Annotated in this window: 27 protein-coding genes, 1 tRNA gene and 1 pseudogene; 21 read left to right on the top strand and 8 right to left on the bottom strand. The window is 29.1% G+C overall.

Annotated features, from left to right (window positions below; genetic code table 11):
* The first annotated feature begins 149 nt into the window (after positions 1-149).
* The 4 genes from J1C67_RS17950 to aat all read left to right on the top strand — a co-directional run bounded on the left by J1C67_RS17950 (position 150) and on the right by aat (position 3,460).
* Positions 150-1,052, top strand: coding sequence for a glycosyltransferase family 2 protein (locus tag J1C67_RS17950; RefSeq protein WP_167865451.1), 903 nt, complete (start codon positions 150-152; stop codon positions 1,050-1,052).
* 173 nt (positions 1,053-1,225) lie between these two features.
* Complete coding sequence (locus tag J1C67_RS17945) at positions 1,226-1,552, top strand: hypothetical protein (RefSeq protein WP_167865452.1); 327 nt, start codon at positions 1,226-1,228, stop codon at positions 1,550-1,552.
* Between the two features lie 202 nt (positions 1,553-1,754).
* Complete coding sequence (locus J1C67_RS17940; protein WP_167865453.1) at positions 1,755-2,702, top strand: CPBP family intramembrane glutamic endopeptidase; 948 nt, start codon at positions 1,755-1,757, stop codon at positions 2,700-2,702.
* A 119-nt stretch (positions 2,703-2,821) separates the two neighbouring features.
* Positions 2,822-3,460: a leucyl/phenylalanyl-tRNA--protein transferase gene (gene aat / locus J1C67_RS17935; protein ID WP_167865454.1), complete on the top strand. Its 639-nt coding sequence runs from the start codon at positions 2,822-2,824 to the stop codon at positions 3,458-3,460.
* An 11-nt stretch (positions 3,461-3,471) separates the two neighbouring features.
* Here the strand turns inward: aat and J1C67_RS17930 are convergent, their stop codons facing one another.
* Both J1C67_RS17930 and J1C67_RS17925 read right to left on the bottom strand, forming a co-directional pair.
* On the bottom strand, positions 3,472-4,221 hold the full coding sequence (locus J1C67_RS17930; protein WP_167865455.1) for a 3'-5' exonuclease: 750 nt from the start codon (positions 4,219-4,221) through the stop codon (positions 3,472-3,474).
* Between the two features lie 248 nt (positions 4,222-4,469).
* Positions 4,470-4,838 (bottom strand): annotated as a pseudogene (locus J1C67_RS17925) (glycine radical domain-containing protein); the annotation flags it as partial.
* 212 nt (positions 4,839-5,050) lie between these two features.
* Here J1C67_RS17925 and kduI point away from each other — a divergent pair.
* From kduI to J1C67_RS17865, 12 genes are read left to right on the top strand one after another with little or no spacing between them, the layout of a single operon-like run.
* A complete protein-coding gene (gene kduI / locus J1C67_RS17920) occupies positions 5,051-5,881 on the top strand; it encodes a 5-dehydro-4-deoxy-D-glucuronate isomerase (RefSeq protein WP_167865456.1) in 831 nt (276 codons plus the stop codon).
* A 16-nt stretch (positions 5,882-5,897) separates the two neighbouring features.
* A complete protein-coding gene (locus J1C67_RS17915) occupies positions 5,898-7,088 on the top strand; it encodes a glycoside hydrolase family 88 protein (RefSeq protein WP_167865457.1) in 1,191 nt (396 codons plus the stop codon).
* A 21-nt stretch (positions 7,089-7,109) separates the two neighbouring features.
* The gene (locus J1C67_RS17910) at positions 7,110-7,604 is read left to right on the top strand and encodes a PTS sugar transporter subunit IIB (RefSeq protein WP_167865458.1); all 495 of its coding nucleotides are present in this window, start codon (positions 7,110-7,112) and stop codon (positions 7,602-7,604) included.
* Positions 7,605-7,653: 49 nt separating this feature from the next.
* The gene (locus J1C67_RS17905) at positions 7,654-8,436 is read left to right on the top strand and encodes a PTS mannose/fructose/sorbose/N-acetylgalactosamine transporter subunit IIC (RefSeq protein WP_167865459.1); all 783 of its coding nucleotides are present in this window, start codon (positions 7,654-7,656) and stop codon (positions 8,434-8,436) included.
* Positions 8,426-9,235 carry a PTS system mannose/fructose/sorbose family transporter subunit IID gene (locus tag J1C67_RS17900; protein ID WP_167865460.1) on the top strand — a complete coding sequence of 270 codons (810 nt, stop codon included), beginning with the start codon at positions 8,426-8,428 and terminating at the stop codon, positions 9,233-9,235. Before J1C67_RS17905 ends, J1C67_RS17900 begins: the two co-directional genes overlap by 11 nt.
* A gap of 28 nt (positions 9,236-9,263) precedes the next feature.
* Positions 9,264-9,674, top strand: coding sequence for a PTS sugar transporter subunit IIA (locus J1C67_RS17895; protein WP_167865461.1), 411 nt, complete (start codon positions 9,264-9,266; stop codon positions 9,672-9,674).
* A 1-nt stretch (position 9,675) separates the two neighbouring features.
* Positions 9,676-9,951, top strand: a complete 276-nt coding sequence (locus J1C67_RS17890; RefSeq protein ID WP_243176660.1) for a preprotein translocase subunit YajC — start codon at positions 9,676-9,678, stop codon at positions 9,949-9,951.
* Between the two features lie 15 nt (positions 9,952-9,966).
* Positions 9,967-10,746 carry a 2-dehydro-3-deoxy-D-gluconate 5-dehydrogenase KduD gene (kduD, locus tag J1C67_RS17885; protein WP_167865462.1) on the top strand — a complete coding sequence of 260 codons (780 nt, stop codon included), beginning with the start codon at positions 9,967-9,969 and terminating at the stop codon, positions 10,744-10,746.
* 23 nt (positions 10,747-10,769) lie between these two features.
* Positions 10,770-11,417, top strand: a complete 648-nt coding sequence (locus J1C67_RS17880) for a bifunctional 2-keto-4-hydroxyglutarate aldolase/2-keto-3-deoxy-6-phosphogluconate aldolase (RefSeq protein ID WP_167865463.1) — start codon at positions 10,770-10,772, stop codon at positions 11,415-11,417.
* A gap of 9 nt (positions 11,418-11,426) precedes the next feature.
* A complete protein-coding gene (locus J1C67_RS17875; protein WP_167865464.1) occupies positions 11,427-12,443 on the top strand; it encodes a sugar kinase in 1,017 nt (338 codons plus the stop codon).
* Positions 12,444-12,493: 50 nt separating this feature from the next.
* On the top strand, positions 12,494-14,518 hold the full coding sequence (locus J1C67_RS17870; RefSeq protein WP_243176663.1) for a heparinase II/III family protein: 2,025 nt from the start codon (positions 12,494-12,496) through the stop codon (positions 14,516-14,518).
* Positions 14,519-14,553: 35 nt separating this feature from the next.
* Positions 14,554-15,564 (top strand): LacI family DNA-binding transcriptional regulator, encoded by a 1,011-nt coding sequence (locus J1C67_RS17865; protein ID WP_244980256.1) that lies wholly within the window; start codon positions 14,554-14,556, stop codon positions 15,562-15,564.
* A 137-nt stretch (positions 15,565-15,701) separates the two neighbouring features.
* Here the strand turns inward: J1C67_RS17865 and pflB are convergent, their stop codons facing one another.
* On the bottom strand, positions 15,702-17,933 hold the full coding sequence (gene pflB, locus J1C67_RS17860; protein ID WP_089968199.1) for a formate C-acetyltransferase: 2,232 nt from the start codon (positions 17,931-17,933) through the stop codon (positions 15,702-15,704).
* Positions 17,934-18,271: 338 nt separating this feature from the next.
* On the opposite strand from pflB, the gene J1C67_RS17855 reads away from it, so the two are divergent.
* The 4 genes from J1C67_RS17855 to J1C67_RS17840 all read left to right on the top strand — a co-directional run bounded on the left by J1C67_RS17855 (position 18,272) and on the right by J1C67_RS17840 (position 21,772).
* Positions 18,272-18,844 (top strand): CHAP domain-containing protein, encoded by a 573-nt coding sequence (locus J1C67_RS17855; RefSeq protein WP_167865465.1) that lies wholly within the window; start codon positions 18,272-18,274, stop codon positions 18,842-18,844.
* A gap of 180 nt (positions 18,845-19,024) precedes the next feature.
* Positions 19,025-19,876 carry a rubredoxin-like domain-containing protein gene (locus J1C67_RS17850; protein ID WP_207253535.1) on the top strand — a complete coding sequence of 284 codons (852 nt, stop codon included), beginning with the start codon at positions 19,025-19,027 and terminating at the stop codon, positions 19,874-19,876.
* Positions 19,877-19,948: 72 nt separating this feature from the next.
* Positions 19,949-20,689: an oxygen-insensitive NADPH nitroreductase gene (gene nfsA / locus J1C67_RS17845; RefSeq protein WP_167865466.1), complete on the top strand. Its 741-nt coding sequence runs from the start codon at positions 19,949-19,951 to the stop codon at positions 20,687-20,689.
* Between the two features lie 93 nt (positions 20,690-20,782).
* Positions 20,783-21,772 carry a hypothetical protein gene (locus J1C67_RS17840; protein ID WP_167865467.1) on the top strand — a complete coding sequence of 330 codons (990 nt, stop codon included), beginning with the start codon at positions 20,783-20,785 and terminating at the stop codon, positions 21,770-21,772.
* A gap of 185 nt (positions 21,773-21,957) precedes the next feature.
* Here the strand turns inward: J1C67_RS17840 and J1C67_RS17835 are convergent, their stop codons facing one another.
* Positions 21,958-23,142 carry an LL-diaminopimelate aminotransferase gene (locus J1C67_RS17835; RefSeq protein ID WP_167865468.1) on the bottom strand — a complete coding sequence of 395 codons (1,185 nt, stop codon included), beginning with the start codon at positions 23,140-23,142 and terminating at the stop codon, positions 21,958-21,960.
* Positions 23,143-23,155: 13 nt separating this feature from the next.
* Positions 23,156-24,007 (bottom strand): diaminopimelate epimerase, encoded by an 852-nt coding sequence (gene dapF, locus J1C67_RS17830; RefSeq protein WP_167865469.1) that lies wholly within the window; start codon positions 24,005-24,007, stop codon positions 23,156-23,158.
* 264 nt (positions 24,008-24,271) lie between these two features.
* Between dapF and J1C67_RS17825 the strand changes: the two genes are divergently transcribed.
* Positions 24,272-24,688, top strand: coding sequence for a UDP-N-acetylglucosamine pyrophosphorylase (locus tag J1C67_RS17825; protein WP_167865470.1), 417 nt, complete (start codon positions 24,272-24,274; stop codon positions 24,686-24,688).
* 61 nt (positions 24,689-24,749) lie between these two features.
* Here the strand turns inward: J1C67_RS17825 and J1C67_RS17820 are convergent, their stop codons facing one another.
* From J1C67_RS17820 to J1C67_RS17810, 3 genes are all read right to left on the bottom strand, one after another.
* Positions 24,750-25,289 (bottom strand): permease, encoded by a 540-nt coding sequence (locus J1C67_RS17820; protein ID WP_089968179.1) that lies wholly within the window; start codon positions 25,287-25,289, stop codon positions 24,750-24,752.
* Positions 25,286-25,771, bottom strand: a complete 486-nt coding sequence (locus J1C67_RS17815; protein WP_167865471.1) for a permease — start codon at positions 25,769-25,771, stop codon at positions 25,286-25,288. The genes J1C67_RS17820 and J1C67_RS17815 overlap by 4 nt, the downstream gene beginning before the upstream one ends.
* Positions 25,772-25,952: 181 nt before the next feature.
* Positions 25,953-26,027 (bottom strand) — tRNA-Glu (locus J1C67_RS17810).
* Positions 26,028-26,052 lie beyond the last annotated feature (25 nt).

Here is a 26,052-nt window from a genome sequence, read left to right as displayed (position 1 = left end):
ATTGAAAGTAATGTTTGTATAAATACCAAAAGCATAAGTGTATGTTTAAGTGCAAGAATATGAATAAAGAAAGTCTAACTAGATGCTTATCTTTTACTTAAGAGTTGAATCATTAAGCTTCAAAATAAATTTGAAAGGAGATTAGTTTGATGGCTGAAGAAAATAAAAAACCTACCTTAACCATCGGTATTCCAACGTTTAATAGGGGATTTTACTTAGAACAATGCTTAGAGTGGATTTATGGGGAAATTAATGATGACCCTAATATTGAAATTTTAGTATGTGATAACTGCTCTACAGATAATACTGAAGAAATAGTTAAAAAATATAAAGCTAAATATAGTAATTTAGTTTATTTTAAACAAGCTAAAAATGAAGGTTTTGCTAGGAATCTTAAGACAGTACTTGAATTAGCCCAGGGGAAATATATAAATCCTCATGGCGATGATGACTTTTTTAATAGAGGAATTATAACTGAAATTATTAAGTTAATTAATCAGAACGAGGATGTGTCTGTAATATATGCACCTTGGACTGGTTGCAATTTAACAGCTATTCAAGGAGTAGGCTTTAATGATTACTTAAACCAACTAAATGGTATTACTTTTATTACATCAATGATAATAAATAATAAACATTATAAGGAACTTGAAGATAAAGACAGATATATAAATACAGAGGTAAATCAGGTTTATATACAAATGGAGTTGTTAAAGAAAAATCCAAAGTTTTATATTTTGACTGGTAATATACTGAAATTAGGATCTGGACATGCACCTAGGATTGGATATGATTTACTAGAAGTTATAGGGGATTATTTTGATATATTATATGATTATGAAAAACATGGATTAGAAAAACAAACTATTAAAAATGAAAAAAATAAAATGGTTAATTCTGTAATAATACCAAGTATTCATGCTATAATTAGGAAAGAAATAGGCGTAGGTATACAGGGTATAGATGAATTTTTTACTAAATACTATTCTGAAGAAGATTATTTTGAGCAAAAATTAAATGAGATAAAGGGTTTATTAAAATCAATTAATTAGATATGTTGATAGAAAAATTTTCGATATTTGAAAAGGCCCAAGATGCCATAAAGATTTTATAAATCTTTATGGCATCTTTTTATCTGGATGTGCTTGAGAAATTGTTCATAGGGGTGGACTACATATTTAGATTATGTTAAGGTTAAGTGAATTAACATAATGGAGGCAGAAAAATGGATAAAAATGAATTTAGTAAGTTAAAAGAATTTGAAAAAGTTAACCATATAAAGAGAGATATGAGTAATGGTTGTAGTTTAAGTAAAGTAAGTACTGAAATAGGATTACATAAACAAGCAGTTAAGAAATTAATGGAAAGAAACAAGTACTTATTTATAGAAGGTAAATTTACACCTAATCAAGCAGTTATAGAAGCTATGGAGACTATTGGATCTGACAACATAAACTCTGGTAATGTAGAAATGCAAAATGAAAAAATTAAAGAACTAGAAGAACGTATAGAGAAATTAGAAACTTTATTAGAAGATATAGGTTCAAAATAAAAAATTCCTAAGGCTATAAAAAGTCTTAGGAATTTCTTAATTTAATTAATTAATACCAAGGAAAATTCAGGGAAATATAAATACAATAGGATAGATTATTTTTAAAAGAGTCTAATTTTATAAAAAAATATGGTAAAAAATAACTATATTAGATATAATTATAATTAGAGCGAAAAAATGAGAGGATAAGGAGGTATTTAAAGTGAAGATATTTAAAAATAAATATTCAGAGGTTAGAAGTGGATGGAAGATATCATTAACATTTATTGTTATGATAGCATTAACAATAATAACATCAATTATAGTTGGTATAGTGTTTATGGGGATTGAAATGGATAAAAATGGAGGAGATATTAATGCAGCTACATTAGCAATGCAAAGTAATCAAATGCATTTTGTTATTATGGCTATCTTTCAAAATATATGCGTAATTGGAACTGTATTTGTAGTTTGGAAAATATTTGAGAAGAAAAAAATAAAATATATGGGTATTACAAACATTATACCAAAGGAGGGCTTTAGCCAAAATGGCTATAAGGAACTTGGAGTTGGGTTAGCATTAGGTGCAGTTACAATTACAATAGTAGCTGTAGTCTTATTACTTATAGGAAGTGTAAAATTAGTTAATCCAATCACTAGTCCGAGGTTTAGTAGTAATTTAATAATTGGTCTTTTGGCTTTTATTGCAGTGGGGTTTGGTGAGGAAATATTTGGAAGAGGGTATTGTATGTCTGTATTGAAGCAAACAAGAAACAAGTGGGTAGTACTAATTGTTTCTTCAATAATATTTTCTGCTATGCATTTAGGAAATGCAGAAATAGGAGTACTTCCCCTAATAAATATATTCTTAATAGGAATAGCATTTGGGTATATGTTTATGAAATCATCTAATATTTGGATGCCAATTGGATTTCATATAACTTGGAATTATTTCCAGGGATATATATGGGGATTCCAAGTAAGTGGAAATGTAGTTGATGGAATGTATCAGCTAAAAACTGTTAAAGATAGTATTTTAAATGGAGGAGCATTTGGAGCAGAAGGTGGACTTATGGTGACTTTTGTAATATTATTGACTATAGGGTTTGTATCTATTTATTATAAAGATAAAAATATAGATGACTTTATTAATAATAAAGTTGAATGCTAAATAAGGTATTTTGAAAAAAATAATGAAATCCAATATGATGATTGATATAATTGTTATATTGGATTTTTTAGTTAAGTAGGTTTTTAAAGAATAAAATAATAAAAAGTAGAGGTGGAAAAATGACTATTTATAAATTAGATGAAAGAATTGCATTTCCATATCCAGAGTATGCAGAAGAAGATGGTCTTTTAGCTGTTGGTGGAGATTTATCTATGGATAGGCTATTACTAGCATATGAAAATGGTATATTTCCATGGTATAACGAAGGTGAAGAAATATTATGGTGGTGTCCAAAAGAGCGATATATCATTAGACCAGATAAAGTACATATTTCTAAAACTATGAAAAGAATTATAAATAGTGGAGAGTTTAAAGTAACATTTAATAATGATTTCTATGGGGTAATAACAAGTTGCAAGGAAATTAGAGAAAATGAAGAAGGGACCTGGATTACAGATGATATGAGGAATGCATATCTTAATTTATTTAATAATGGATATGCATCTAGTGTAGAAGTTTATAAAGATGAAGAGCTAGTTGGAGGAATATATGGAGTTAAAATAGGCAAGTGCTTTTTTGGAGAAAGTATGTTTTCAAAGGTTAGCAATGGATCTAAAATGGCATTAATAGCTCTATGTAAAAAGCTGGAAGAAGAAAAGTTTAAATTTTTAGATTGTCAGTTTCATACAGAGCATCTTGAAAGTATGGGTGGAGAATCTATTAACTGGAATGAATTTACAGGAATGCTTAAGTATTAATGGTATAACATTTAATCTTTAATAGTAAATTGATGAGTTCTACCCATGGTATATGCAAGCTTTATAATTGATTTTTCCTCTTCAGACATTTCTCTATTATATATTTTTTCAAATTGATTTATTAAAGAAGTAGTATTAAGTTTATATTTGTGCACTTTCTCTCTTTTAGGACGAGTAGGAGTATAAACTATAGGCTTTATATTAGTAGTATAAATATTCTTAAAAACTTCAGAAGTATAGTAGGCGTCATTAAAAGCATCATGAAACTCATTTTGAATAGGAATATTTAAGAGCTTAACTGCATTGCTCAAACCAATTCTTGATGAATTAGGAGAATTAACATATTTTGAAGTGTGGAGTTGAATATCAATATATTCTTTAGGAATTAATGAAGTAGATAATTTGTGAAACTCAATATTTCGTAAAAGTTCTTTAATATCAGCAATTCCCCAAACACAAAATATAGGGGTATCTTCTCCAATGAATCTTATAAAGTCTTTAAAAACTTTAGGAAAACTATTAGATAAATTTAATTGTTCATTATTTATTTTAGTTAAATCTTCTATATAAGGATGAATAGTAGGGTAAAGAGTTGGTTTAACTAGAGTATTAAATGTAGAAATTGTTTTAAAGTCCTCATTAAGTTTTAATGCTCCAATTTGAATAATTTCAAAAGGTAATTTTAAATAGTTATCTGTTTTTATAGATTTATTACTTGGATATTCTTGATTAAATTCTAAATCGTATATTATATAATTCATTTGGGCACCCACCTTATTTATTAAACAAAAATAATAGCTAGTTACTATTGAATATAACATACCATTAATATTTTTATATTACAATAAAAAAAATTAATAAAGAATCACCAGTTTAAATATTTGAATTTAGCTATAATAATAGTAGTTTTTTATTATTTTATAGAAGAATATATATTATTAATAGCAACTTATTTTCTAGCACAAAAAGAAAATAACCCATTCAAGAAATTATCTTGAATGGGTTTTAATTACATAGTTTTATGGAATGTTCTATTTACAACATCTAGTTGTTGTTCTCTAGTTAATTTTATAAAGTTTACAGCATATCCAGATACTCTAATAGTTAATTGAGGGTATAATTCTGGATGATCCATAGCATCTAATAAAGTTTCTCTAGCAAATACATTAACATTTAAGTGATGTGCATTTTGAGAAAAGTAGCCATCCATTAAGCAGCTTAGGCTTCTTATTCTGTCTTCTGGTGATTTACCTAATGCATCTGGAACTATTGAGAAAGTATTTGAAATACCATCTTGTGAATCTTCATAAGGTAACTTAGCTACTGAGTTTAATGAAGCAAGTGATCCACTACTATCTATTCCGTGCAGAGGGTTAGCGCTATCATTATTACTTCTATATTCAGAGCATCTTGAAAGTGTGGGTGGGGAAGATATTGAGTGGAATGAATTTAAATCACTTCTAAAAAGATAAATAATAAAAAAATGTTGACAACCTTTACAAAAGTAGATTATAATAAATTTATAGTTAGTAAACCAGTTTACAAACTTATGTTTACTTAACAATATATAATAAATTTTAGGAGGGTATTATGGAAAATAGATATGCAAATCATCCAGATGACTCAAAAAGATATACTACAAGTGAATTAAGAAATCATTATTTAGTTGAAGAAAACTTTAAGGATGATGAAATTAAATTAACTTATAGTCATGTAGATAGAATAATATTTGGCGGTGTTAAACCGGTTAACCAAGAACTTGAACTTTTAGCAGGAAAGGAAATGGGTGTTGATTATTTCTTAGAAAGAAGAGAAATGGGAATAATAAATATTGGTGGAACTGCAATTATAACTATAGATGGAGTTGAATATGAACTTAATAAGAGGGATGGACTTTATATAGGTAAAGGAAATAAATCTTTAAAGTTTAAATCGGTAAATTCTGAAGAGCCAGCTAAGCTGTATATAAACTCAGTGCCAGCTCATAAAGAATATAAAACAGTTAAGATTGATATAAATCAAGCGCAACCAATTAAATGTGGAGAGGCTGCTAATTTAAATCAAAGAACAATATATCAATATGTTCATCCAAATGTATGTGAAAGTTGTCAATTATTAATGGGAATGACTATTTTAGAACCTGGTAGTGCATGGAATACTATGCCGTGTCACACTCATGAAAGAAGAATGGAAGTTTACTTCTACTTTGATATGCAAGAAAATACAAGAGTAATTCACTTAATGGGCGAGGCTAATGAAACAAGACATTTATTAGTTAAGAATGAAGATGCAATTATTTCACCAAGCTGGTCAATACATTCAGGTGTAGGAACTAGTAACTATACTTTCGTTTGGGGAATGTGTGGAGAAAATCAAACATTTACTGATATGGATAATGTTGCAATGGATATTCTTAGATAAGCTTTTAGGAGGAACTATGATTAAGAAAATTAATGTAGAAGATATTAAAAAAAGAGAAGAATTTCTAAGTACAAAACTTCTTACAAAGACAGAAATTAAAGAAGCAATAGAAAATGTTATAAAACAAATAGATGCTAATATGGAATATTTTAAAGATAAGTTTCCTTCATCAGCAACAAAGGATAATCAATATGGAATTATAGAAAATGTAGAGTGGACAGATGGATTTTGGACCGGCCTTTTATGGTTAGCTTATGAATATACAGGTGAAGCAAAATATCGAGAACTTGCAGAAAAAAATATTCTTTCTTTTAAAAACAGAGTGGACAAGGATATAGAAATAGATCATCATGATTTAGGATTCCTGTACTCATTATCTTGTGTAAGTGGATATAAGTTAACAGGGTCTGAGGTTGCGAAGGAAGCTTCACTAAAAGCCGCCGATAAGCTTATAACAAGATACCAAGAAAATGGTGAGTTTATACAAGCTTGGGGAGACCTTGGAAATCCGGATCACTACAGATTTATAATAGATTGTATGTTAAATATTCCTCTTTTATATTGGGCAACAGATGTAACTGGAGATGAGAAATATAGAGATATGGCAAGTAAACATTTCATAACTTCTTGTAATAATGTTATAAGGGATGATGCATCAGCTTATCATACATTCTATATGGATATAGAAACAGGAGAACCACTTAGAGGAGCTACAAGACAAGGATATAACGATGATTCAGCTTGGGCTAGAGGTGAAGCTTGGGGGATATACGGAATTCCATTAAATTATAGAGCTGTAAAAAATGAAAGCTCATTTAATTTATATAAAGGAATGACTAATTATTTCTTAAATAGGTTACCAAAAGATAATGTTTGTTATTGGGATTTAATTTTTGGAGATGGAGACAATCATTCAAAAGACTCATCAGCAGCAGCAATTGCAGTTTGTGGGATGCATGAAATGAATAAATACCTTCCAGAAGTTGATGGAGATAAAGAAGTTTACAAGTATGCAATGCATAATATTTTAAGGTCATTAATATCTAACTATACGCATACCGAATGCATAGGTGGTAAACCGATTTTGTTACATGGTGTATATTCATGGCATTCAGGTAAAGGTTTAGATGAAGGAAATATATGGGGAGACTATTATTTCTTGGAATCATTAATTAGATTTTATAAAGATTGGGAATTATACTGGTAAAATATGAAAGGGGAGCTTAGCATGAATACAGGAAATATTAAAATGATGAGAGTTGATGAAAGATTAATCCATGGACAAGGGCAAATGTGGCTAAATTCTTTAGGAGTGAATACAGTTATTGTTGCTAATGATGCTGCTAGTGAGGATAAAATACAACAAGTTTTAATGAAAACAGTTGTATCTAAATCTATAGCGATGAGATTCTTCTCAATACAACATACTTGTGACATTATACACAAGGCATCACCAACGCAAACAATATTTATAGTTTGTAAAACACCCGCAGATGCTTTAAAGCTAGTTGCAGGAGGCGTACCAGTAAATGAAATTAATATAGGTAATGTTCACAATTGTGAAGGGAAAACACAAGTTACAAGATCAATTTATTTAGGGAAAGAAGATAAAGCTGCTTTTAAAGAGTTATCTACTAAATATGGAATTAAGTTTAACACAAAGACTACTCCAAGTGGAAATGATGGAGCCGTTCAAGTAGATATTACTAAATATTTAGATTAGTTAGTAATAAGAAAATAGTGGTAAATATAAAAAAATGGAGGTTTAAAAGATGGAAATATCAATTTTTCAATGTGTACTAATAGGAATTTGGACATCATTGTGTTTAGCAGGTATGTTATTAGGTATTTATTCAAATCGTTGCATAATTTTATCATTTGGAGTAGGGATTATATTAGGAGATATTCCAACAGCTTTAGCTATGGGTGCAGTATCAGAACTTGCATTTATGGGCTTTGGAGTAGGTGCCGGTGGGACTGTTCCACCTAATCCCATGGGACCTGGAATTATAGGTACATTAATGGCTATAACCATGAAGGGACAAGGAATGGATCCAGCTACTGCATTAGCATTATCTTTCCCATTTGCAGTTGCATTCCAATTTCTAATTACAGCAACTTATACTTTTGTATCAGGATTACCAGAATTTGCAAAGAAAAGTTTAGCAAAGAAGCAGTTTGGAAGATTCAGATTTGCTGCTAACTCAACAATATTAGTATTTATGATAGTTGGATTTATAATAGGTTTTTCAGGAGCTTATAGTATTGAAGGATTAAAATACGTTGTAGAACTAATACCAGCATGGTTAATAGCTGGACTATCAGTAGCGGGTAAATTATTACCAGCAGTCGGATTTGCTATGATCTTAACAGTTATGGCAAAAGTAGAATTAATACCATTTGTATTATTAGGTTACGTATCTGTAGCTTACTTAAATCTACCAGTAATGGGTATAGCTTTTATAGGCGCAATGTTTGCATTACTTGAGTACTTTAGAACTCGAAATTTAACAGGACAAACAGTAGAAGAAGGGGGATCTGAAGATGGTATCTAATAAGGTTTTAACTAAAAAGGATTATTTAAGAACTTCATTAAGAGCATTTTTCTTGCAAAATGGATTTAACTACGGAAACTATCAAGGGTTAGGATATGCAAATATACTATATCCAGCTTTAAAGAAAATATATAAAAACAATGAAGATGGATTAAAGGATACATTAGAAGAAAATATTGAGTTCTTCAACTCAAACCCTCACTTCTTACCATTTATAACAAGCCTACACTTAGTAATGATCGAATCAGAAAGACCAACTGAAGAAATAAGATCTATAAAGATGGCATTAATGGGACCTTTATCAGGAATTGGTGATTCATTATCTCAATTCTGCTTAGCTCCATTATTCTCAACTATTGCAGCAAGTTTAGCTCAAGATGGAATGATAGCAGGGCCAATTTTATTTTTCTTAGCTATGAATGGAATATTAACAACAATTAAGTTGGTTACAGGTTTATATGGATATAAATTAGGTACAAGTATAATTGAAACTTTAAGTGATAAAATGGCTCAAATTTCAAATATTGCTAGTATGATCGGGGTAACTGTTATCTCTGGGTTAGCGGTATCATTCGTTAAAGTAAACATCGCAACTAAATATGTAACAACTATTGAAGGAAAAGAAAATATAGTTTCAGTTCAAGATATGCTAGATAAGATAGCGCCAAAAATGCTACCGGTATTTTTCACTATTTTAGTATTCTACTTATTAAAGAAGCGTAAATGGACAACATATCAAGTTGTTGGATTAACAATAGTATTAGGTATAATAGGATCAGTTTTAGGATTAATATCTTAATTATAACAACTAGAGAGGAAGAAAAAGTATGAAGATTTTAATTGTAGGCCATGGAGAATATGCAACAGGAATAAAGTCAGCAATAAAATTATTAACAGGAGTTGATAAAGATTTAGATGCTATAAATCTAAATGATGATATAACTCATGACAAGTTTACTGAAATAATGAAGGATTATGTTAAAGTAAATAAGGATCTTATAGTTTTTGCAGATATATCAGGAGGGGCACCTTTCCAAATTACTTCAAGAGAAGTACTAGTTAATGAGGATAGCGAAAACCAATATGTAGTTGGCGGAGTAGCATTAGGATGTATTTTAGAGATAGTAATGAATACGATTGTAGTGTGTAGTAGCGAAGACATTAGAACTATAATTGAAAATGCTATAAACGAGATACCAGATATGGCATCCGTAATATGTAAAAAGGATATGATGTAGTTTGAATAGTACATTAAAGATAGTTTTAATAATATGTGCAGGACTACCACTTTTAGTGATGTTAGCAATGCCGTTCTTTAACAAAAAAAGAATGAAGGAACAGGAAGGGAAGAGGGGAAAACAACTCTCTTCTCTAAAGATAAATGATCGTGTGGTTACTATATCAGGTATATATGGAACCATCAGAGGAGTAGAAAAAAATATAGTTAAATTAGAAGTAGCAAAAGGAATAGTTATAGAAATAGATAAAGCAAGTATAATGGGTGCTTTAAAATAGGGAGGGTGTATTGATATGGATAATTTAAAGGGATTTTCGTTAGACTTTTTTGGATTAGAAGATAAGGTTGCAATTGTTACTGGTGGAAACACTGGAATTGGAATGGCTTATGTTGAAGCATTAGCAAAGGCCGGAGCAGATATTTTAGTTACAACTTTTGATGATAATACAGAAGAGGTTAAAGAAAAAATAGAAGCTCTAGGAAGAAAAATAATTTTTGTAAAAGGTGATTTAACAAATAGCAGCTTTATTGATGAAGTTATAGAAACTGCTTTAAGAGAGTATGGAAAAATAGATATATTAGTAAATAATGCAGGAACAATAAGAAGAGCACCGCTTTTAGAATATAAAGATAGTGATTGGGAGGCTGTAATGAACATAAACTTAAATGCTGTTTATTACTTATCTCAAAGAGTTGCAAAGGTTATGGTAGAACAAAAATCAGGAAAGATTATTAACATAGCATCTATGTTATCATATCAAGGTGGAAAATTTGTTCCTCCATATACAGCTTCAAAACATGGTATAGTTGGAATTACTCGTGCTTTTGCTAATGAATTAGCGGTTCATAATATTCAAGTAAATGCTATAGCACCAGGATACATTAAAACAGCTAATACTGAACCAATAAGAGCAGATGAAAAGAGAAATGCTGAAATATTAGGAAGAATTCCAACAGAACGTTGGGGAGAGGTTTCTGATTTAATGGGAACTGTAGTATTCCTATCAAGTAAAGCCTCAAATTATATCAATGGACACGTTGTTGCTGTTGATGGGGGATGGCTTGTTAGATAGGTTAATTTAAAGGAGTTGTTACTATGCTAAATAAGATAAAAGTTCTAAATAGAGTTAAGGAAACAGGCGTGGTAGCTGTAATAAGAGGTCAGGATGTTGAAGAAGCTATAAAAATAGCTTCTTCTTCTGTAGAAGGAGGAATAGACATCCTTGAAATAACTTTTACAGTACCAAAGGCAAATACGGTAATTGAAAGATTAGTAGATATGTATGGTGATAAAGTTGTAGTAGGTGCTGGAACAGTTTTGGATTCTGAAACTGCTAGGTTTGCTATTTTAAGTGGGGCTCAATTTATAGTAGGACCAAATTTTGATTTAGAGACAGCTAAGCTATGTAATAAATATGCAATTCCATATATGGCAGGCTGTATGACTATAAATGAAATAATTAAGGCTATGGAAGCTGGCACTGATGTAATAAAGCTTTTCCCAGGATCTGCTTATGGTCCGTCTATGATAAATGATATAAAAGCACCATTACCACAGATTACTATTATGCCAACAGGAGGAGTTTCATTAGATAATGTTCATGAATGGATAGGAAATGGATGCATTGCTGTTGGAGTAGGTGGGGCATTAACAGCGCCAGCTAAAACTGGAGATTATAAAAAGATATCTGAAGTAGCTAGACAGTTTGTAGAAAAAGTAAAAGAATCGAGAGAAGCAGTATAGGTGATATATATGAATAAACGAGTGATAACAGTTGGGGAAATAATGATGAGACTCACCCCAAAGGACAATTTAAAGATATCTCAAACAAATGAATTAGAAATATGTTTTGGTGGTGCAGAAGTTAATGTAGCTATAGGGTTACAACATTTAGGTGTAGATAGCGCTGTTATAACAGCAGTGCCAAATAATGAAATAGGTCATTCTGCAAAAGCATTCTTAAAGAGTCATGATATAAATTGTGATAGTGTAGTAGTTAAAGGTGAAAGACTAGGACTATATTACTATGAGGAAGGATGTTCTCTAAGAAACGGAAATGTAATTTATGATAGAAAACATTCATCTATAACTGATATAGAAATAGAAGATATAGATTTAGAATCTACATTTAAAGATGTAGAAATACTGCATATATCTGGCATTACTTTAGGACTTGGAAGTGGGGTAAGAAAGTTTGTTTGTGAACTTGTATCTTATGCTAAGTCAATAGGTGTAAAGATTAGTGTGGACTTAAATTATAGAGCTAAATTATTTTCAGGCTATGAAGAGTTTGCAGAAGTAATGAAGCCAATAGTTGAAGATAGCTATATTTGCTTTGGATGGTTAAACAGAGATGTTAACAACTTTAAGGTGTTAGATGGATCTAGAGATGGTATAACTGATGAATTATTAATAAATAATTTTAAGTATATGACAGAAGATTTAGGAGTAAAGTATGTGGCAACTACATTAAGAGTAGGATCATCTGTAAATTATAATTCTTTAACAGGGTTAATTTATGATGGTAAGAACCTAGTTAGATCATCTAAATATGAATTTAGTATGATATCTAGAATAGGTGGTGGAGATGCTTTTGCAGCAGGCGTAATAAGAATGCTTTTGGAAGAAGGTAATAACTTAGAAGTAATTGAATTTGGAACAGCTTGTGCTGCGCTAAAACATTCAATAAAAGGTGATGTAAGCCTATCTTCATATGAAGAAGTATATGATACAACTGGAAGAAAAAATTTGGGAAGTGTAAATAGATAATAGATTGGGCTACCTGAGCATATTCAGGTGGCCCTTTATAAGGTGGTAAAATGGATAGATTAAATAAAATGAAAATTCAAAACCTAAGAGGAAAAATATCCTCATATATGAGTGAGTATAATAAGGATTTTGTAGTTAACTATATGAACGTAAACTGTAAAAGAGAATATGAACAAGTATTAAAGGGTGGAAACCTTTTATTAAATAACTCTTTTTTATTTGATGGAACTTGGGATATGGAACAATGTAATATTCCATATAGAGTAAATCCTATTACTTGGGATTATACACCAAATGGTGATGAAGAATGGACTTTTATGCTTAATAGGCAAGAGTATTTATATAAACTTATAATATCATATTATGTAGAAAATGATGAGAAATATATAGTTAAAGTAAAAGAACTTATATTTAATTGGATAGATAGTAATAAAATAACTTTAAAAGGTGGAAATACTATAAGAACTATAGATACTGGTATAAGAGCATTAGCTTGGATTCCAATATTAATCCATTTAATTAATGAAGATAAATTAAAAGATGAAGAAATTATGAGAATAGTAGATAGTATTAAAGAGCAGCTTACATACCTAAAAGAAGCATATATAGGTAAATATATATTAAGTAACTGGGGAGTGTTACAAACTACAAGTATAATTTGCAGTTATTTGTGGCTAAAGGATTTCTTTGAAGATGAAAGCTTATTTAATTGGGCGGTAAAAGAATTATATACTCAAATAGATATTCAGGTTTTTGATGATGGATCTCATTGGGAACAGTCAATAATGTATCATGTAGAAGTATTAAACTGCTCAATGAAGGTTATTTATTATAGTAAAGTATTTGACTTTGAGTTAGAAGAAAGCTTTAAAGAAAAGGTTAAGTCTATGGCAGAGTATCTTATGTATTCCCAAACTCCAGATTGTACTCAAGAATGTCAGGGGGATAGTGATAAAACTGAGGTACGAGATGTACTTACTAAGGCAGCAATTTTATTTGAAGATGAAACTTTAAAGGACGCAGCATTTAAAAATATAGATTTAAATACAGTTTGGCTTATGGGTAAAAAAGCCTTCAAAATATTTAATAATATTAAATTTAATAAAAGTAGAGAATTAAGTAAGGAATTTAAAGATTCGGGAAATATATATATTAGAAGTTCTTTAAAAAAGGATAGCAGTTACACTTATTTAAAAAATGGAACATTAGGAAGTGGTCATGGTCATTGTGACTTAGGACATATGTCAATTTTTTATGATGGAAAACCATTTTTAATTGATAGTGGAAGGTATACTTATGTAGAGGGAGATCCTTTAAGAGAGTATTTTAAATCTGCGAAATCTCATAATGTGTCTATAATAGATAATGATCCCTTTGGAGTACCAAAAGGTTCATGGGGGTATAAGAGCTATGGATATGCATTTAAAAATTATTTTTTTGCTAAAGATGGAATAACTTATGCAGAACTTCCATATAGGGGGAAGCTGAAAAATGGAAATGAGTACACCATAATAAAAAAAGTATTGTTTATATCGCCAAATATATGGATGGTAGTGAATGATATAAGGTGTTTTGGAAATCATAGTTTAGAAAACTATTATAACTTTGATAACAATGTTAATTTAGAAATAAATGATGAAAATATAAGCTTAAATAATAGTGGAAGTAAATTAAGTATTTATAATTATAATATAGATACTTTATCGAAGAGAGACTCTTTAATTTCTAAATGCTATAATGAAATAAATAACAGCATAGGAATAATTACTAAAAAGGATTTTGACGATAAGGTAATAAATTATGATATAATGGTCGGAGAGGATAATTGTAATAATATTAGGATAAAAAATGGAGAAATTAATCAGTTTAAAGGTAATAATAATATTTCAGAAGAGGTATGTATAGTAAAAGAGATAGAATTATCTTTAGATGAAAGCTACATAATTATAATATTTAATGAGGAAACATTTAAAGGAAGCAAAATTTATTTTTATAATGATATACCAGTATATGGAAAGGTGGTTATAATTCATAAGAATAAATGTGGATATAAATTAATTAGATTAAAAGGCTAATTATATAATGAGTACATCTCAAGGGGGATATATTAGTGAGTAAAGTAACTATAAAAGATATTGCACAGATGGCTCAAACATCTAAGACAACAGTGTCTTTTTACCTTAATGGTAAATTTGATAAAATGTCAGAAGAAACAAGGAGTAAGATAGGAGCAGTTATAAAGGAAGCAAAATATACTCCGAGTATGTTGGCAAGAGGGCTAACATCTAAAAAATTAAATTTAATTGGAGTAATTGTTGCAGATATAACTAATCCTTTCAGCAGCACTATAGTAAAGGGTATAGATTATATCGCAAGAAAAGAGGATTATCAAATAATTGTTGGAAGTAGTAATTTAGATTATAAATATGAAAAAAATTATGTGGATAAAATGCTTGCTATGGGAGTAGATGGGTTCATAGTTCAGCCAACTATAAAATTTAATGCATTAATAAGTAAAATAAAAGATGAAGGAAAACAAATAGTTTTTATAGATTCTGTAAGTGATGATTTTGTAGGAAAATGGGTGAAAACTAATAATTATGGAATTACAGTAGAAGCAGTTAATCAGCTAATAGATAAGGGCTATGAAAATTTTACATTAATAACCGAAGATCCTAATTTATTAAATGTTAGGTTAGAAAGAAGAGAAGGATTTGTAGATACCTTAAGTAAGGGCAATATACCTTACTCAGTTGAAATACTTGATAATGATGTTTCATCAGAGCAGCTAGAAGAGGTTATAAGTAAAAGTATAAAAAAAGATAAGAAAAATTTAATTTTTGCTATAAATGGAAAGGTACTTCAAAAGATATATGATGTTGTAAAAAGTAAAGGCTTAGATATTCCAAATCAAGTAGGAATTATAGGCTTTGATAATTGGGAATGGACTCATTATGCAACACCATCGGTTACAACAATAGATCAACCTACCTTTGATGAAGGAAAATATGCAGCAAAAATATTAATAGATAGCATAGAACATAAAGAAAGTAAAATAGAATCTAAAACATTTAAATGTAATATTGAGTGGAAGGATTCAACAAATATTAGTAAAATATAAAATAAGTTATATTTTATCAATAAGGAAATAAATTGTAAAACATTCATTTTGATAAGGCTACTTTAAAAAAGTCTATACTGAATTAAAGAGATGATTCCTGTAGTTTACAGAAATCATCTCTTTTTATTTTACTTAAATTACATAGTTTTATGGAATGTTCTATTTACAACATCTAGTTGTTGTTCTCTAGTTAATTTTATAAAGTTTACAGCATATCCAGATACTCTAATAGTTAATTGAGGGTATAATTCTGGATGATCCATAGCATCTAATAAAGTTTCTCTAGCAAATACATTAACATTTAAGTGATGTGCATTTTGAGAAAAGTAGCCATCCATTAAGCAGCTTAGGCTTCTTATTCTGTCTTCTGGTGATTTACCTAATGCATCTGGAACTATTGAGAAAGTATTTGAAATACCATCTTGTGAATCTTCATAAGGTAACTTAGCTACTGAGTTTAATGAAGCAAGTGATCCACTACTATCTCTTCCATGCATAGGGTTAGCTCCTGGTGCAAATGGTGCTCCTACTTTTCTTCCATCAGGAGTAGTACCAGTTTTCTTACCATAAACAACATTTGATGTTATTGTTAATACAGATTGAGTGTGATAAGAATTTCTATAAGTCTTGTTTTGTCTTAACTTCTTCATCATATTTTTAACTAAGAATATTGCAATATCATCAACTCTATCATCATCATTTCCGTATTTAGGATAATCTCCTTCAATTTCGAAATCAACAGCTATCCCAGCTTCATTTCTTATTGGTTTAACCTTAGCATATTTAATAGCTGATAGGGAATCAGCACAAACTGAAAGCCCAGCTATACCACAAGCCATTGTTCTAAATACGTCTCTATCATGCAATGCCATTTGCATGCTTTCATATGAATATTTATCATGCATGTAATGAATTACGTTTAATGTGTTTACATAAAGGTTAGCTAACCAATCTGTCATTACATCGAATTTTTCCATAACTTCATCATAGTTTAGGTATTCACTAGTTATACCTTCCATCTTAGGTCCAACTTGAACTCCAGATTTTTCATCTCTGCCGGCATTTATAGTGTAAAGTAAAGTTTTAGCTAAATTAACTCTTGCTCCGAAGAATTGCATTTGCTTACCAACTCTCATACCAGAAACACAACAAGCAATAGCATAGTCATCCCCTAGGTAAGGTTTCATTAAATCATCATTTTCATATTGAACTGAACTTGTATCTATAGAAACCTTTGAACAGAAATCCTTAAAGCCTTGTGGTAATTTAGTTGACCATAATACTGTAAGGTTTGGCTCTGGTGATGGTCCTAAAGTATAAAGTGTATTTAGTATTCTAAATGAGTTTTTAGTAACTAAAGTTTCACCATTTAACCCCATACCACCAATTGATTCAGTTACCCAAGTTGGATCTCCTGAGAATAAATCGTTATATTCGGGTGTTCTTAAGAATTTAACAAGTCTTAATTTCATTACAAAATGATCTACCAATTCTTGAGCTTCTTCTTCATTTATTATTCCATTTTTCAAATCTCTTTCAATATATATATCTAAGAAAGTAGAAGTTCTTCCAAGAGACATTGCAGCACCATTTTGTTGTTTTATTGAAGCAAGGTATGCAAAGTATAACCATTGGATAGCTTCTTTTGCATTTGTAGCAGGATTTGATATATCAAGTCCATAAGTTAAAGCTAGTCCTTTTAATTCTTTTAATGCGACAACTTGATCAGAAATTTCCTCTCTAAGTCTTATAACATCTTCATCTATGCAGTTTACTTCTAAACTTTTCTTTTGTTCCATTTTATCTTCGATTAATCTATTTACTCCATAAAGAGCAACTCTTCTATAATCACCAATTATTCGTCCTCTACCATAGGCATCAGGAAGACCAGTTACTATACCGTATTTTCTTGCAAGTTTCATCTCGTCAGTATAAGCATCAAATACACCTTGGTTATGAGTTTTTCTATATTTGCTAAAGATTTCTGAAATTGAACTATCTACTTCATAGCCATAAGATTTAGCAGCAACTTCTGCTGTTCTAATTCCACCTTGAGGCATAACAGCTCTTTTAAGTGGAGCATTAGTTTGAACACCAACTATTTTTTCTAAAGCTTGATCTATATATCCAGGTTCATATTCATTAATTCCTGATACTGTTTTAGTATCAACATCCAGAACTCCACCATTTTCTCTTTCTTTCACAAATAAAGCACTTACTTCATCCCAAAGTTTTGTAGTATCAGAAGTTGCACCAGCTAAAAAGCTAGCATCACTTTCATATGGAATGTAATTTGTTTGAATAAAGTCTCTTACATCTATATTCTTAGTCCATTGTCCATTTTTAAAGTTATTCCATTCTTGTTTCATATTTATCTACTCCTTCTAACGTAAAATTTTACTTGTTAATATAATACGGCAAATATCAATAATTGATATTTATAAATAACAATTGTTGATTAATTATTTGTATATAATATAACATTAATATTTTTATATGACAAGAATAAATATAAAAAAAGGTTGAGGATTTGAAACTTAATCAGAGCATTATTTTATATGAAATTACATAAAATATAAAAACATGTAAATAATTATATAAACTTAATAAAAATGATATGAAATGAGTAGATTAAAAAATGATAATATATTGAATAAATATATTTAATAAGGATATATGCGTATGATTTAATTGAAAGGCGGTCAATATGAAAAATAAATTGGGAAAAATATTTTTGGCTATCATTATTATAATGGTAATAGGGTGTGGAGTTAAGATTTTTACTAATAGAGAAATGATAGGGACTGAAATAGATAGCTATAGTAATGTACCTGTCTATTATAATGGTAAAATTTATACTGAAACATATGGTGAAAATTATGGTGAGGATGGATACTATTATGGATATGAATGGCAATGTGTAGAATATGTTAAAAGATTTTATCATCAAATAAAAGATCATAAAATGCCTGATGTATATGGAAATGCGAAGGAATTCTTTGATGATAGCGTACCACAAGGAGAGTTAAATAAAAGTAGAGATTTAGTACAATATAGAAATGGGGAGAGTGTTAAGCCAGAAGCTGATGACTTAATAGTTTTTACAAATAGTAAATATGGACATGTTGCAATTGTAACAGAAGTTAAATCTAATTATATAGAAGTTATCCAACAAAATGTTTATGGTAAAACAAGAGAACAATATGAACTTGTTTTAGAAGACGGACAATACTATGTTGGAACGATACAAAAACCAGCAGGATGGTTACGAAAAGGATAATATAAATTAGTCGATAATATTTTTGTCTAATTAAGATAATAATTAGACAAAAATAAGGTGGATTTAATAAAATATAGTGCATCTTATTTTTAATTATTAAGTAATAACTATTATTGACTAATTTCAATAGCTACACTATAATTAAAGTATAAGAACGGAAGATGAGAAGGGAGAATTAAAATGGAAAAATATGTTTGCACAGTTTGTGGTTATATTCACCAAGGAGAATTGAAAAATGATATAATATGTCCAATTTGTAAGGTTGGATTTGATAAATTTGAATTGCTAGAAAGTAATAATACTTTCAAGGATTTTATAGTAGTAGATAAGGTAAAAGAAAATGAGTTAGTAACTTCATTTTACTTGAAATTAAAAGAAGGAACTTTGAAAAAGCATAAAGCAGGAGAGTTTATTTCTGTTATGCCTATAGATAAAGGCGAAAATTCTAAAGAAGTTAGACAATATACTTTATCTATGAAACCAGGAGGGGATTTCTATAGAATAAGTGTTAAGAAGGAAGAAATGGGTATAGTATCTTCATATTTACATAATAACGTAGAAGTTTCGGATATTATTAAAGCTACGGACTCTTTAGGGGAATTTACTTTAAGTGATAGTAAGAAACCATTAGTTTTATTAAGTGGTGGAATTGGGGTTACTCCAATGATGTCAATGTTATATGAGGCTTTAGAAAGCGGTAGAGATATTTTATTTATACAAGCTGTATTAAATTCTTCAGCGCATACTTTTAAGGATGAATTAGAAAAAATAGTAGATGAGAATAGTCAAGTTAAAAAGGCCATATTCTATCAAACTCCTTTAGAAGAAGATAAGTTAAATAAAAACTATGATTTTGAAGGATTTGTATCGGATAGATGGATTAAAGATAATGTTCCTCAAAATGGAAAATTCTATTTATGTGGGCCTGTAGGTTTTATGAAGCATATATATAATACTTTAAAATCTATAGGAATTAATGAAAAGGAAATAAACTACGAAATGTTTGGTGCTTATCAAGATTTAGCTGAATAATTAAATTGGATTTATAGTATATTTAAAGAAAAAAATTATAGAATAAATATAAGTAGCGAGGAGATAGGAAATATGAACAAAACAATTAAAACGCTTCTAGATCATAGAAGTATAAGAAAATACAGTTCAAAGAAAATAGAGGATAAGGAGCTTGAATATATTTTAAAATCAGCCCAAGCAGCAGCAAATTCTATTAATGGACAAAGTGTGTCTATAATAGTAGTTAAAGATGTTGATAGAAAAAATAAACTAGCAGAATTAGCTGGTAATCAGGGATATATATCAGAAGCACCAGTATTCTTAGTATTTTGTATGGACTTTAATAGAACTAATAAAGCAAGTGAAAAAGTTGGGCTTAAACAAGCAGCGGTAGATAGTCAAGAAGCTAATATAGTTGGAGGAATTGATACTGGGTTAGCTATGGGAAATGCCATTACAGCTGCAGAATCATTAGGATTAGGTACAGTTTGTATAGGTGGCGTAAGAAGAAATCCAGAAGAGGTTATAGAACTGTTAGAATTACCAAAGTATGTTTTTCCACTAGCAGGATTAGTTATAGGACATGCTGAAGAAAAACCTGAGCAAAAGCAAAGATTCCCTATGGAAGTTGTAGTATCACAAGAAACATATAAAGAAATTACTGATGATCAATTAGAAGAATATGATAGATTAATAAGTAATTACTTAAGTGAAAGAACAGGGGGAAAAGATAAAAGTAGCTGGTCTGAAAGAGTTTCAGGAGTATACCAACATGTATATTTTCCAAAGGTAAAAGGAGCCCTAGAAAAACAAGGGTTTACTGGTGAAAAGTAATAAAATGTTCAAATATAAGCTAATGATGTTAATAATATTTTAATTTTAGAATATGAATATATAGATATTTATATTTTAAGGAGAAGATATTTTGTGGTAGTGGATTTGAGAAGAATAAGAAAATATATATTTATTATTTTAATAATTTTTATAGGCGTGGTTGGTTTAATAGTTTTCACTAATAATAAAAGTGATAATATTTTTGTAGGTGGTAATTATTTACCTTATGAGTGCTTGGCGGGTGGAGAAGAGTATATTACTACAAAGGATAAAGAAGAAAAATATTTTAGACCTTCTAATTTACCTATAATGAATAATAAAGAAGTGGTTAATAAGCTAATTGATAGTGAGTATGATAAAGAATACTCAAATATAACTATACCTAGTGATATATTAAAAACCCCGGAGGTTACAATATTAAATTATTTTTCTCTTTTAAGGGAAGCGGCTAATCCTGTAGAAGGTAAAACCATAGGTTGTGGATCATTAGGAATGGGGAATATTCCTTATAAAATAGGATATAATTTTTTCACCAATGAATATAAAGATAAAGTTAGTTTTAAAAACTATAAGAAATCTTTTGAGAATATAGCTCATATAAATTTACTGAAATTAAAAGAAGTGCCAAGCAGTAATGAAGATGAATTAAAGTATTTTTTTGAAATAGAGACTATAGAAGGTTCTGATAAAGATGTAGCTTATTTTGCATATTATTATGGATATATATATATTTCTAAGGTCAATAATACTTATAAAATTTCTAATATAGATATATACGGAGAAAACTATTTATGCACCCCTTATCATGGATGGTCTAATTATGGGGAATCATCAGTTGAAGCTAAATATGGCAATTGGTGCAAAATGATTAAAACTATGGGGAAAAGTGAAGTAAACGGGGATGAAAAAAGAGTTTACTTTGATGGAATAGATAATAAAGAATATATGATATTGTTTTATACATTAACAAATGATAATGATATTGAAATAGCTCAGTATGTTAGAAGTCAAGAGGGTGCTTCTTGGGTTAATATAGAGCTAAATCCTAATAAATGTATTGAAAACAATGAAGCTAAGAGTTAATTATGAAAATACAACAAGTTTCTAATATATTAATGAGCAATAATTAGGTTAAATATAGTCTAATAAAAAGAGGATCTATATTGGTAATAAATCACCAATATAGATCCTCTTTTGTTTAAGGCATATTCAAAAAATATCTCGCCTTGATTTGATATCTTTATTCAAAGGCCTAAAGCATAGTTAGTCTAAAACTTTAGTGTTTTTAGTCTTTCAACTGCTTTAATTATATTTTCTTTATGACCAAAAGATGTAAGTCTAAAGTAGCCTTCACCATTTTCTCCGAAACCAACGCCTGGAGTTCCTACAATATTTACTTCTTCAAGTAAATAGTCAAAGAATTCCCAAGAAGACATATTACCTGGACATTGTAACCAAATGTAAGGAGAATTTTTCCCACCTATGTATTTTATATTTAGGTCGTCCAAAGCATTGCCTATTATTTTGGCATTTTCCATGTAGTAATCTATATTTTCTTTTATTTTTATTCGGCCTTCCTTTGAAAAGACTCCGGAGGCAGCTTTTTGAACAATATATGACACTCCATTAAATTTAGTAGTTTGTCTTCTAAGCCATAGTTTATTTAATGAAACATTATCACACTCAAGTTCTAAAGGAACTGTAGTATATCCACATCTAACTCCTGTAAATCCTGCTGTTTTAGATAAAGAACATACTTCGATAGCACATTTTTTTGCTCCTTCTATTTCATATATACTATGAGGAATGTCATCATCATATATAAAGGCTTCGTAAGCTACATCAAATAAAATAATTGATTTTTTTTCAATAGCAAAATCAACCCATTCTTTTAATTGAGATCTGTTATATGTTGCACCAGTTGGATTGTTTGGAGAGCATATGTAAATAAGGTCTCCTTCTAAATCTTCTGTTGGCATTGGTAAAAAACCATTTTCAAAAGTACCATTTACATAATTAATTTTTCTTCCATCCATTATATTAGTATCTACATATACTGGATACACTGGATCTGGGATTACAACTACATTATCCTTTGAAAATATATCAAGGAGGTTACCAAGATCACTTTTGGCACCATCACTTATAAATATTTCTTCACTTAAAAGATCTACATTGAATTCTTTATAGTAATTTTTAATACTATCTTTTAAAAACAAATATCCTTGTTCAGGACCATATCCTTTAAAAGTAGAATCAGAAGCCATGTCATCTACTGCAGATTTAAGTTCATCTATAACTGATGAACATAATGGTAGAACTACGTCACCAATTCCAAGTCTGATAATTTCTTTATCGGGATTTTTAGTTTTAAATTCACTAACCTTAGTTGCTATTGTTGAGAAAAGATAACTGTCTTTTAACTCAAGATAGTTTTTATTTATTTTTGTCATAATAATTAGCCCCCTAAATATCTAAGTTTTTATTAATATAAGTTCCATCAAATACAAAATCTGCGGTACCAGTCATATAAACAAACCCATCAGATTGATATTTAATTGTTAAGTCGCCACCAAGTAACTTAACAGTTATGTCATTGTCTTTTTTACAATAATTATTTAATACAGATGCAACAACTACAGCACAAGCACCTGTTCCACAAGCAAGTGTTTCATCACTGCCTCTTTCCCAAACTCTCATTTTAACTGTGTTTTCATCTATTATTTCTACAAATTCTGTATTTATTCTATCTGGGAACATTGCATGATTTTCAAATTTAGGACCTATAGTTTTTAAATCTAAGTTATCTATATCATCTATAAACACAACACAATGTGGGTTACCCATAGAAACACAAGTGATATAATAATCTATTTCATCAATAGTTATTTTTTCATTTATTATATTCTCTTGAGAGTGGAGCACAGGTATTTTCCTAGAATTTAAAATAGCCTCACCCATATTAACACCAATACTAACTACTTCATCATTTTCAATAGTAAGCTTTAGTAACTTGACACCACTTAAAGTATCTATTTTTATAAAGTCCTTTTTTGTAAGCCCCTTTTCATAAACATATTTACCAACACATCTTATACCATTACCACACATCTTAGCTTCAGATCCATCTGCATTAAATATTCTCATTTTAAAATCAGAAGTTTCAGATTTAAGAATTAATACAATTCCATCTCCACCTACTCCAAAATGTCTATCACTTAGAATTATAGATACTTTTTCAGGATCTTTTAACTCTTCGTTTATACAATTGAAATAAATATAATCATTCCCTATTCCATTCATTTTTGTGAAATTCATATTATGGCCCCCTAATATATATTTGTATATATGCTTTATATTATACTTTATTTTATATTAATGTAAAATAAAATTTAAAAATATTAAGATTATTTAGAATAATCTTAATATATAGGGTGGTTAGCTAAGGGGTATTATTTATAAAGAATAGTATATAATAATTATTATTATATACATTGTAGTTTTAAAAGTTAATTTAGTATATAATTAAGAAAAATATATCTGAAAAATACTAAAATTTTAATAAAAGAGGTATTAATTAAAATGAAATATGAATTAACATTATATGAATTAGGAAAATTGTTAAAAAATATAAGAGAAGAATATAAAGTAAATTTGTTATCTAAAATAACACTAAGTGGTGGTTGGATGACAATTACAGGTTCAGTTGATATAGAAGAAATTCCAAAAACTGAAATTATATCAAAGGGAAATAATATTATAAGCATAAAGGTAAAAAGTAATGAAGTGGAAGGAGCAATATTAAAAATAACTGGTGCTAAAGATAAGAAATTTAATATTGATATAGCACAAGCAAAGTTTAAAGTAATATCTGCTACTGGAATAAATATTAATAGGATTCAAACAAATAATGAAGAATGTAAATTAAGAATAGATGAGGATATGATTTTTACAATAAACACAAATGAAGATAATATTCTAAAATTTTTACAATATTAAAATAAAGAATCACTAAGGCATAGCTATAGTATTTAATATAGTTATGCCTTGTTTTCATATTTTAATTAATAGCATTATCGTAAACCTTTTTTAATTCTTTTTCACCCATAAAATAATAAACTAAGTAGCCCATCAAAATAACTCCAGGAATATCTATTAATAAACGTACCATAGTAAATTTAAAGCCCAGAGCTGAGATTTCAAATAGGAGAGTAGAAATTTTAGTAACACACCAAGAGTTCATAAAAATTATTATATTACTAAATTTAGCACCTTTTTTTAGTAACACAATAGTAAATGGAAAAGCTGCATACATAGGGCCAGCGGCTAGTGAACCTATTAGCATAGATAATGCAATTCCCATAATCCCTGAATTTTCACCCATGTATTTCATTAATACTTCTCGCTTAATCCAAACATCCATAAGACCTAATAAAATCATAATAGGGGGCAAAACACTTAACATTTGTAAAAGGCTAAACTTTGCACTTTCAATAGTTTTAAAACCAATATTACAATTAATAAAAAATATTACAATAAGTATAATCAGTGAACTAATAAAAAAAGAATACCTTTTAGCTAATTTGCAAATTATTTTCATATAACAACCATAACCTTTCCTAAAATAAAAGCTACTACAAAAGAAAATAGAAATGCTATAAAGTTTCTAAGGAAAGAAGCTTTTATCCCTATATATTTAGATTCTAAAGAAAAAGTCATAACTCCAACTAATGTAAGAGTTGATATTAAAGCTCCTACTTGAGCAAATCCAGCTCCATTTTGCAATAATGAGGTTCCAGTAGAGAATGCTACGAAGGTTGGCATAAGTACTATAGATCCCATAAGTGAAGAAATTAAAACACCAAAAAATCCAGAATCATTACCTATTAATTTAGATATAGTTTCAGGATTCAATAATGATAATAATAAGCCTACAAAAAATATAATACCTAAAAATTGAGGCATTATATTTTCAAAAGATTTAAGTGAGGATTTAATAGCTTGTATAGTTTTTGATTTATCCTTTAAAAAAGATAAAATAAGAAGTACGAATGCTAATGTATATAAAATAATTCCAGTCATAAAATCACTCCATAAATATTATTTTTAATATGTTTTATAATATTCATGTAAATGCTATAAGTGTTCATCAAATCATTATCAAATGTGTGGGAATAATAAAGTTAGTGATAATTAAATAAGAAAAAATTAAAAAGCATCATCGCTTCTTAAATTAGAAGTAATGATGCCTTTGTTTCTAATATGGTGACCTGTAGGGGAATTGAACCCCTGATTTCACCGTGAGAGGGTGATGTCTTAACCTCTTGACCAACAAGCCATGATTGAAATATTTTAATTGATAT

This window comes from Clostridium gasigenes, from assembly GCF_017348895.1.
Taxonomy (GTDB): domain Bacteria; phylum Bacillota; class Clostridia; order Clostridiales; family Clostridiaceae; genus Clostridium; species Clostridium gasigenes.
The sequence above is the reverse complement of the archived record's forward strand: the minus strand, read 5'-3'. Positions and strand labels throughout refer to the sequence as shown.

Excerpts from the sequence above, each read along its gene's own strand:
- J1C67_RS17870 (WP_243176663.1), top strand. The coding sequence starts at position 12,494 with ATGGATAGATTAAATAAAATGAAAATTCAAAACCTAAGAGGAAAAATA.
- aat (WP_167865454.1), top strand. The coding sequence starts at position 2,822 with ATGACTATTTATAAATTAGATGAAAGAATTGCATTTCCATATCCAGAG.
- J1C67_RS17945 (WP_167865452.1), top strand. The coding sequence starts at position 1,226 with ATGGATAAAAATGAATTTAGTAAGTTAAAAGAATTTGAAAAAGTTAAC.
- kduI (WP_167865456.1), top strand. The coding sequence starts at position 5,051 with ATGGAAAATAGATATGCAAATCATCCAGATGACTCAAAAAGATATACT.
- dapF (WP_167865469.1), bottom strand. The coding sequence starts at position 24,007 with ATGAATTTCACAAAAATGAATGGAATAGGGAATGATTATATTTATTTC.
- pflB (WP_089968199.1), bottom strand. The coding sequence starts at position 17,933 with ATGAAACAAGAATGGAATAACTTTAAAAATGGACAATGGACTAAGAAT.
- nfsA (WP_167865466.1), top strand. The coding sequence starts at position 19,949 with ATGAACAAAACAATTAAAACGCTTCTAGATCATAGAAGTATAAGAAAA.
- J1C67_RS17900 (WP_167865460.1), top strand. The coding sequence starts at position 8,426 with ATGGTATCTAATAAGGTTTTAACTAAAAAGGATTATTTAAGAACTTCA.
- J1C67_RS17820 (WP_089968179.1), bottom strand. The coding sequence starts at position 25,289 with ATGAAAATAATTTGCAAATTAGCTAAAAGGTATTCTTTTTTTATTAGT.
- J1C67_RS17880 (WP_167865463.1), top strand. The coding sequence starts at position 10,770 with ATGCTAAATAAGATAAAAGTTCTAAATAGAGTTAAGGAAACAGGCGTG.
- J1C67_RS17875 (WP_167865464.1), top strand. The coding sequence starts at position 11,427 with ATGAATAAACGAGTGATAACAGTTGGGGAAATAATGATGAGACTCACC.
- J1C67_RS17835 (WP_167865468.1), bottom strand. The coding sequence starts at position 23,142 with ATGACAAAAATAAATAAAAACTATCTTGAGTTAAAAGACAGTTATCTT.
- J1C67_RS17855 (WP_167865465.1), top strand. The coding sequence starts at position 18,272 with ATGAAAAATAAATTGGGAAAAATATTTTTGGCTATCATTATTATAATG.
- J1C67_RS17950 (WP_167865451.1), top strand. The coding sequence starts at position 150 with ATGGCTGAAGAAAATAAAAAACCTACCTTAACCATCGGTATTCCAACG.
- J1C67_RS17905 (WP_167865459.1), top strand. The coding sequence starts at position 7,654 with ATGGAAATATCAATTTTTCAATGTGTACTAATAGGAATTTGGACATCA.
- J1C67_RS17815 (WP_167865471.1), bottom strand. The coding sequence starts at position 25,771 with ATGACTGGAATTATTTTATATACATTAGCATTCGTACTTCTTATTTTA.
- J1C67_RS17825 (WP_167865470.1), top strand. The coding sequence starts at position 24,272 with ATGAAATATGAATTAACATTATATGAATTAGGAAAATTGTTAAAAAAT.
- J1C67_RS17895 (WP_167865461.1), top strand. The coding sequence starts at position 9,264 with ATGAAGATTTTAATTGTAGGCCATGGAGAATATGCAACAGGAATAAAG.
- J1C67_RS17850 (WP_207253535.1), top strand. The coding sequence starts at position 19,025 with ATGGAAAAATATGTTTGCACAGTTTGTGGTTATATTCACCAAGGAGAA.
- J1C67_RS17915 (WP_167865457.1), top strand. The coding sequence starts at position 5,898 with ATGATTAAGAAAATTAATGTAGAAGATATTAAAAAAAGAGAAGAATTT.
- J1C67_RS17910 (WP_167865458.1), top strand. The coding sequence starts at position 7,110 with ATGAATACAGGAAATATTAAAATGATGAGAGTTGATGAAAGATTAATC.
- kduD (WP_167865462.1), top strand. The coding sequence starts at position 9,967 with ATGGATAATTTAAAGGGATTTTCGTTAGACTTTTTTGGATTAGAAGAT.
- J1C67_RS17930 (WP_167865455.1), bottom strand. The coding sequence starts at position 4,221 with ATGAATTATATAATATACGATTTAGAATTTAATCAAGAATATCCAAGT.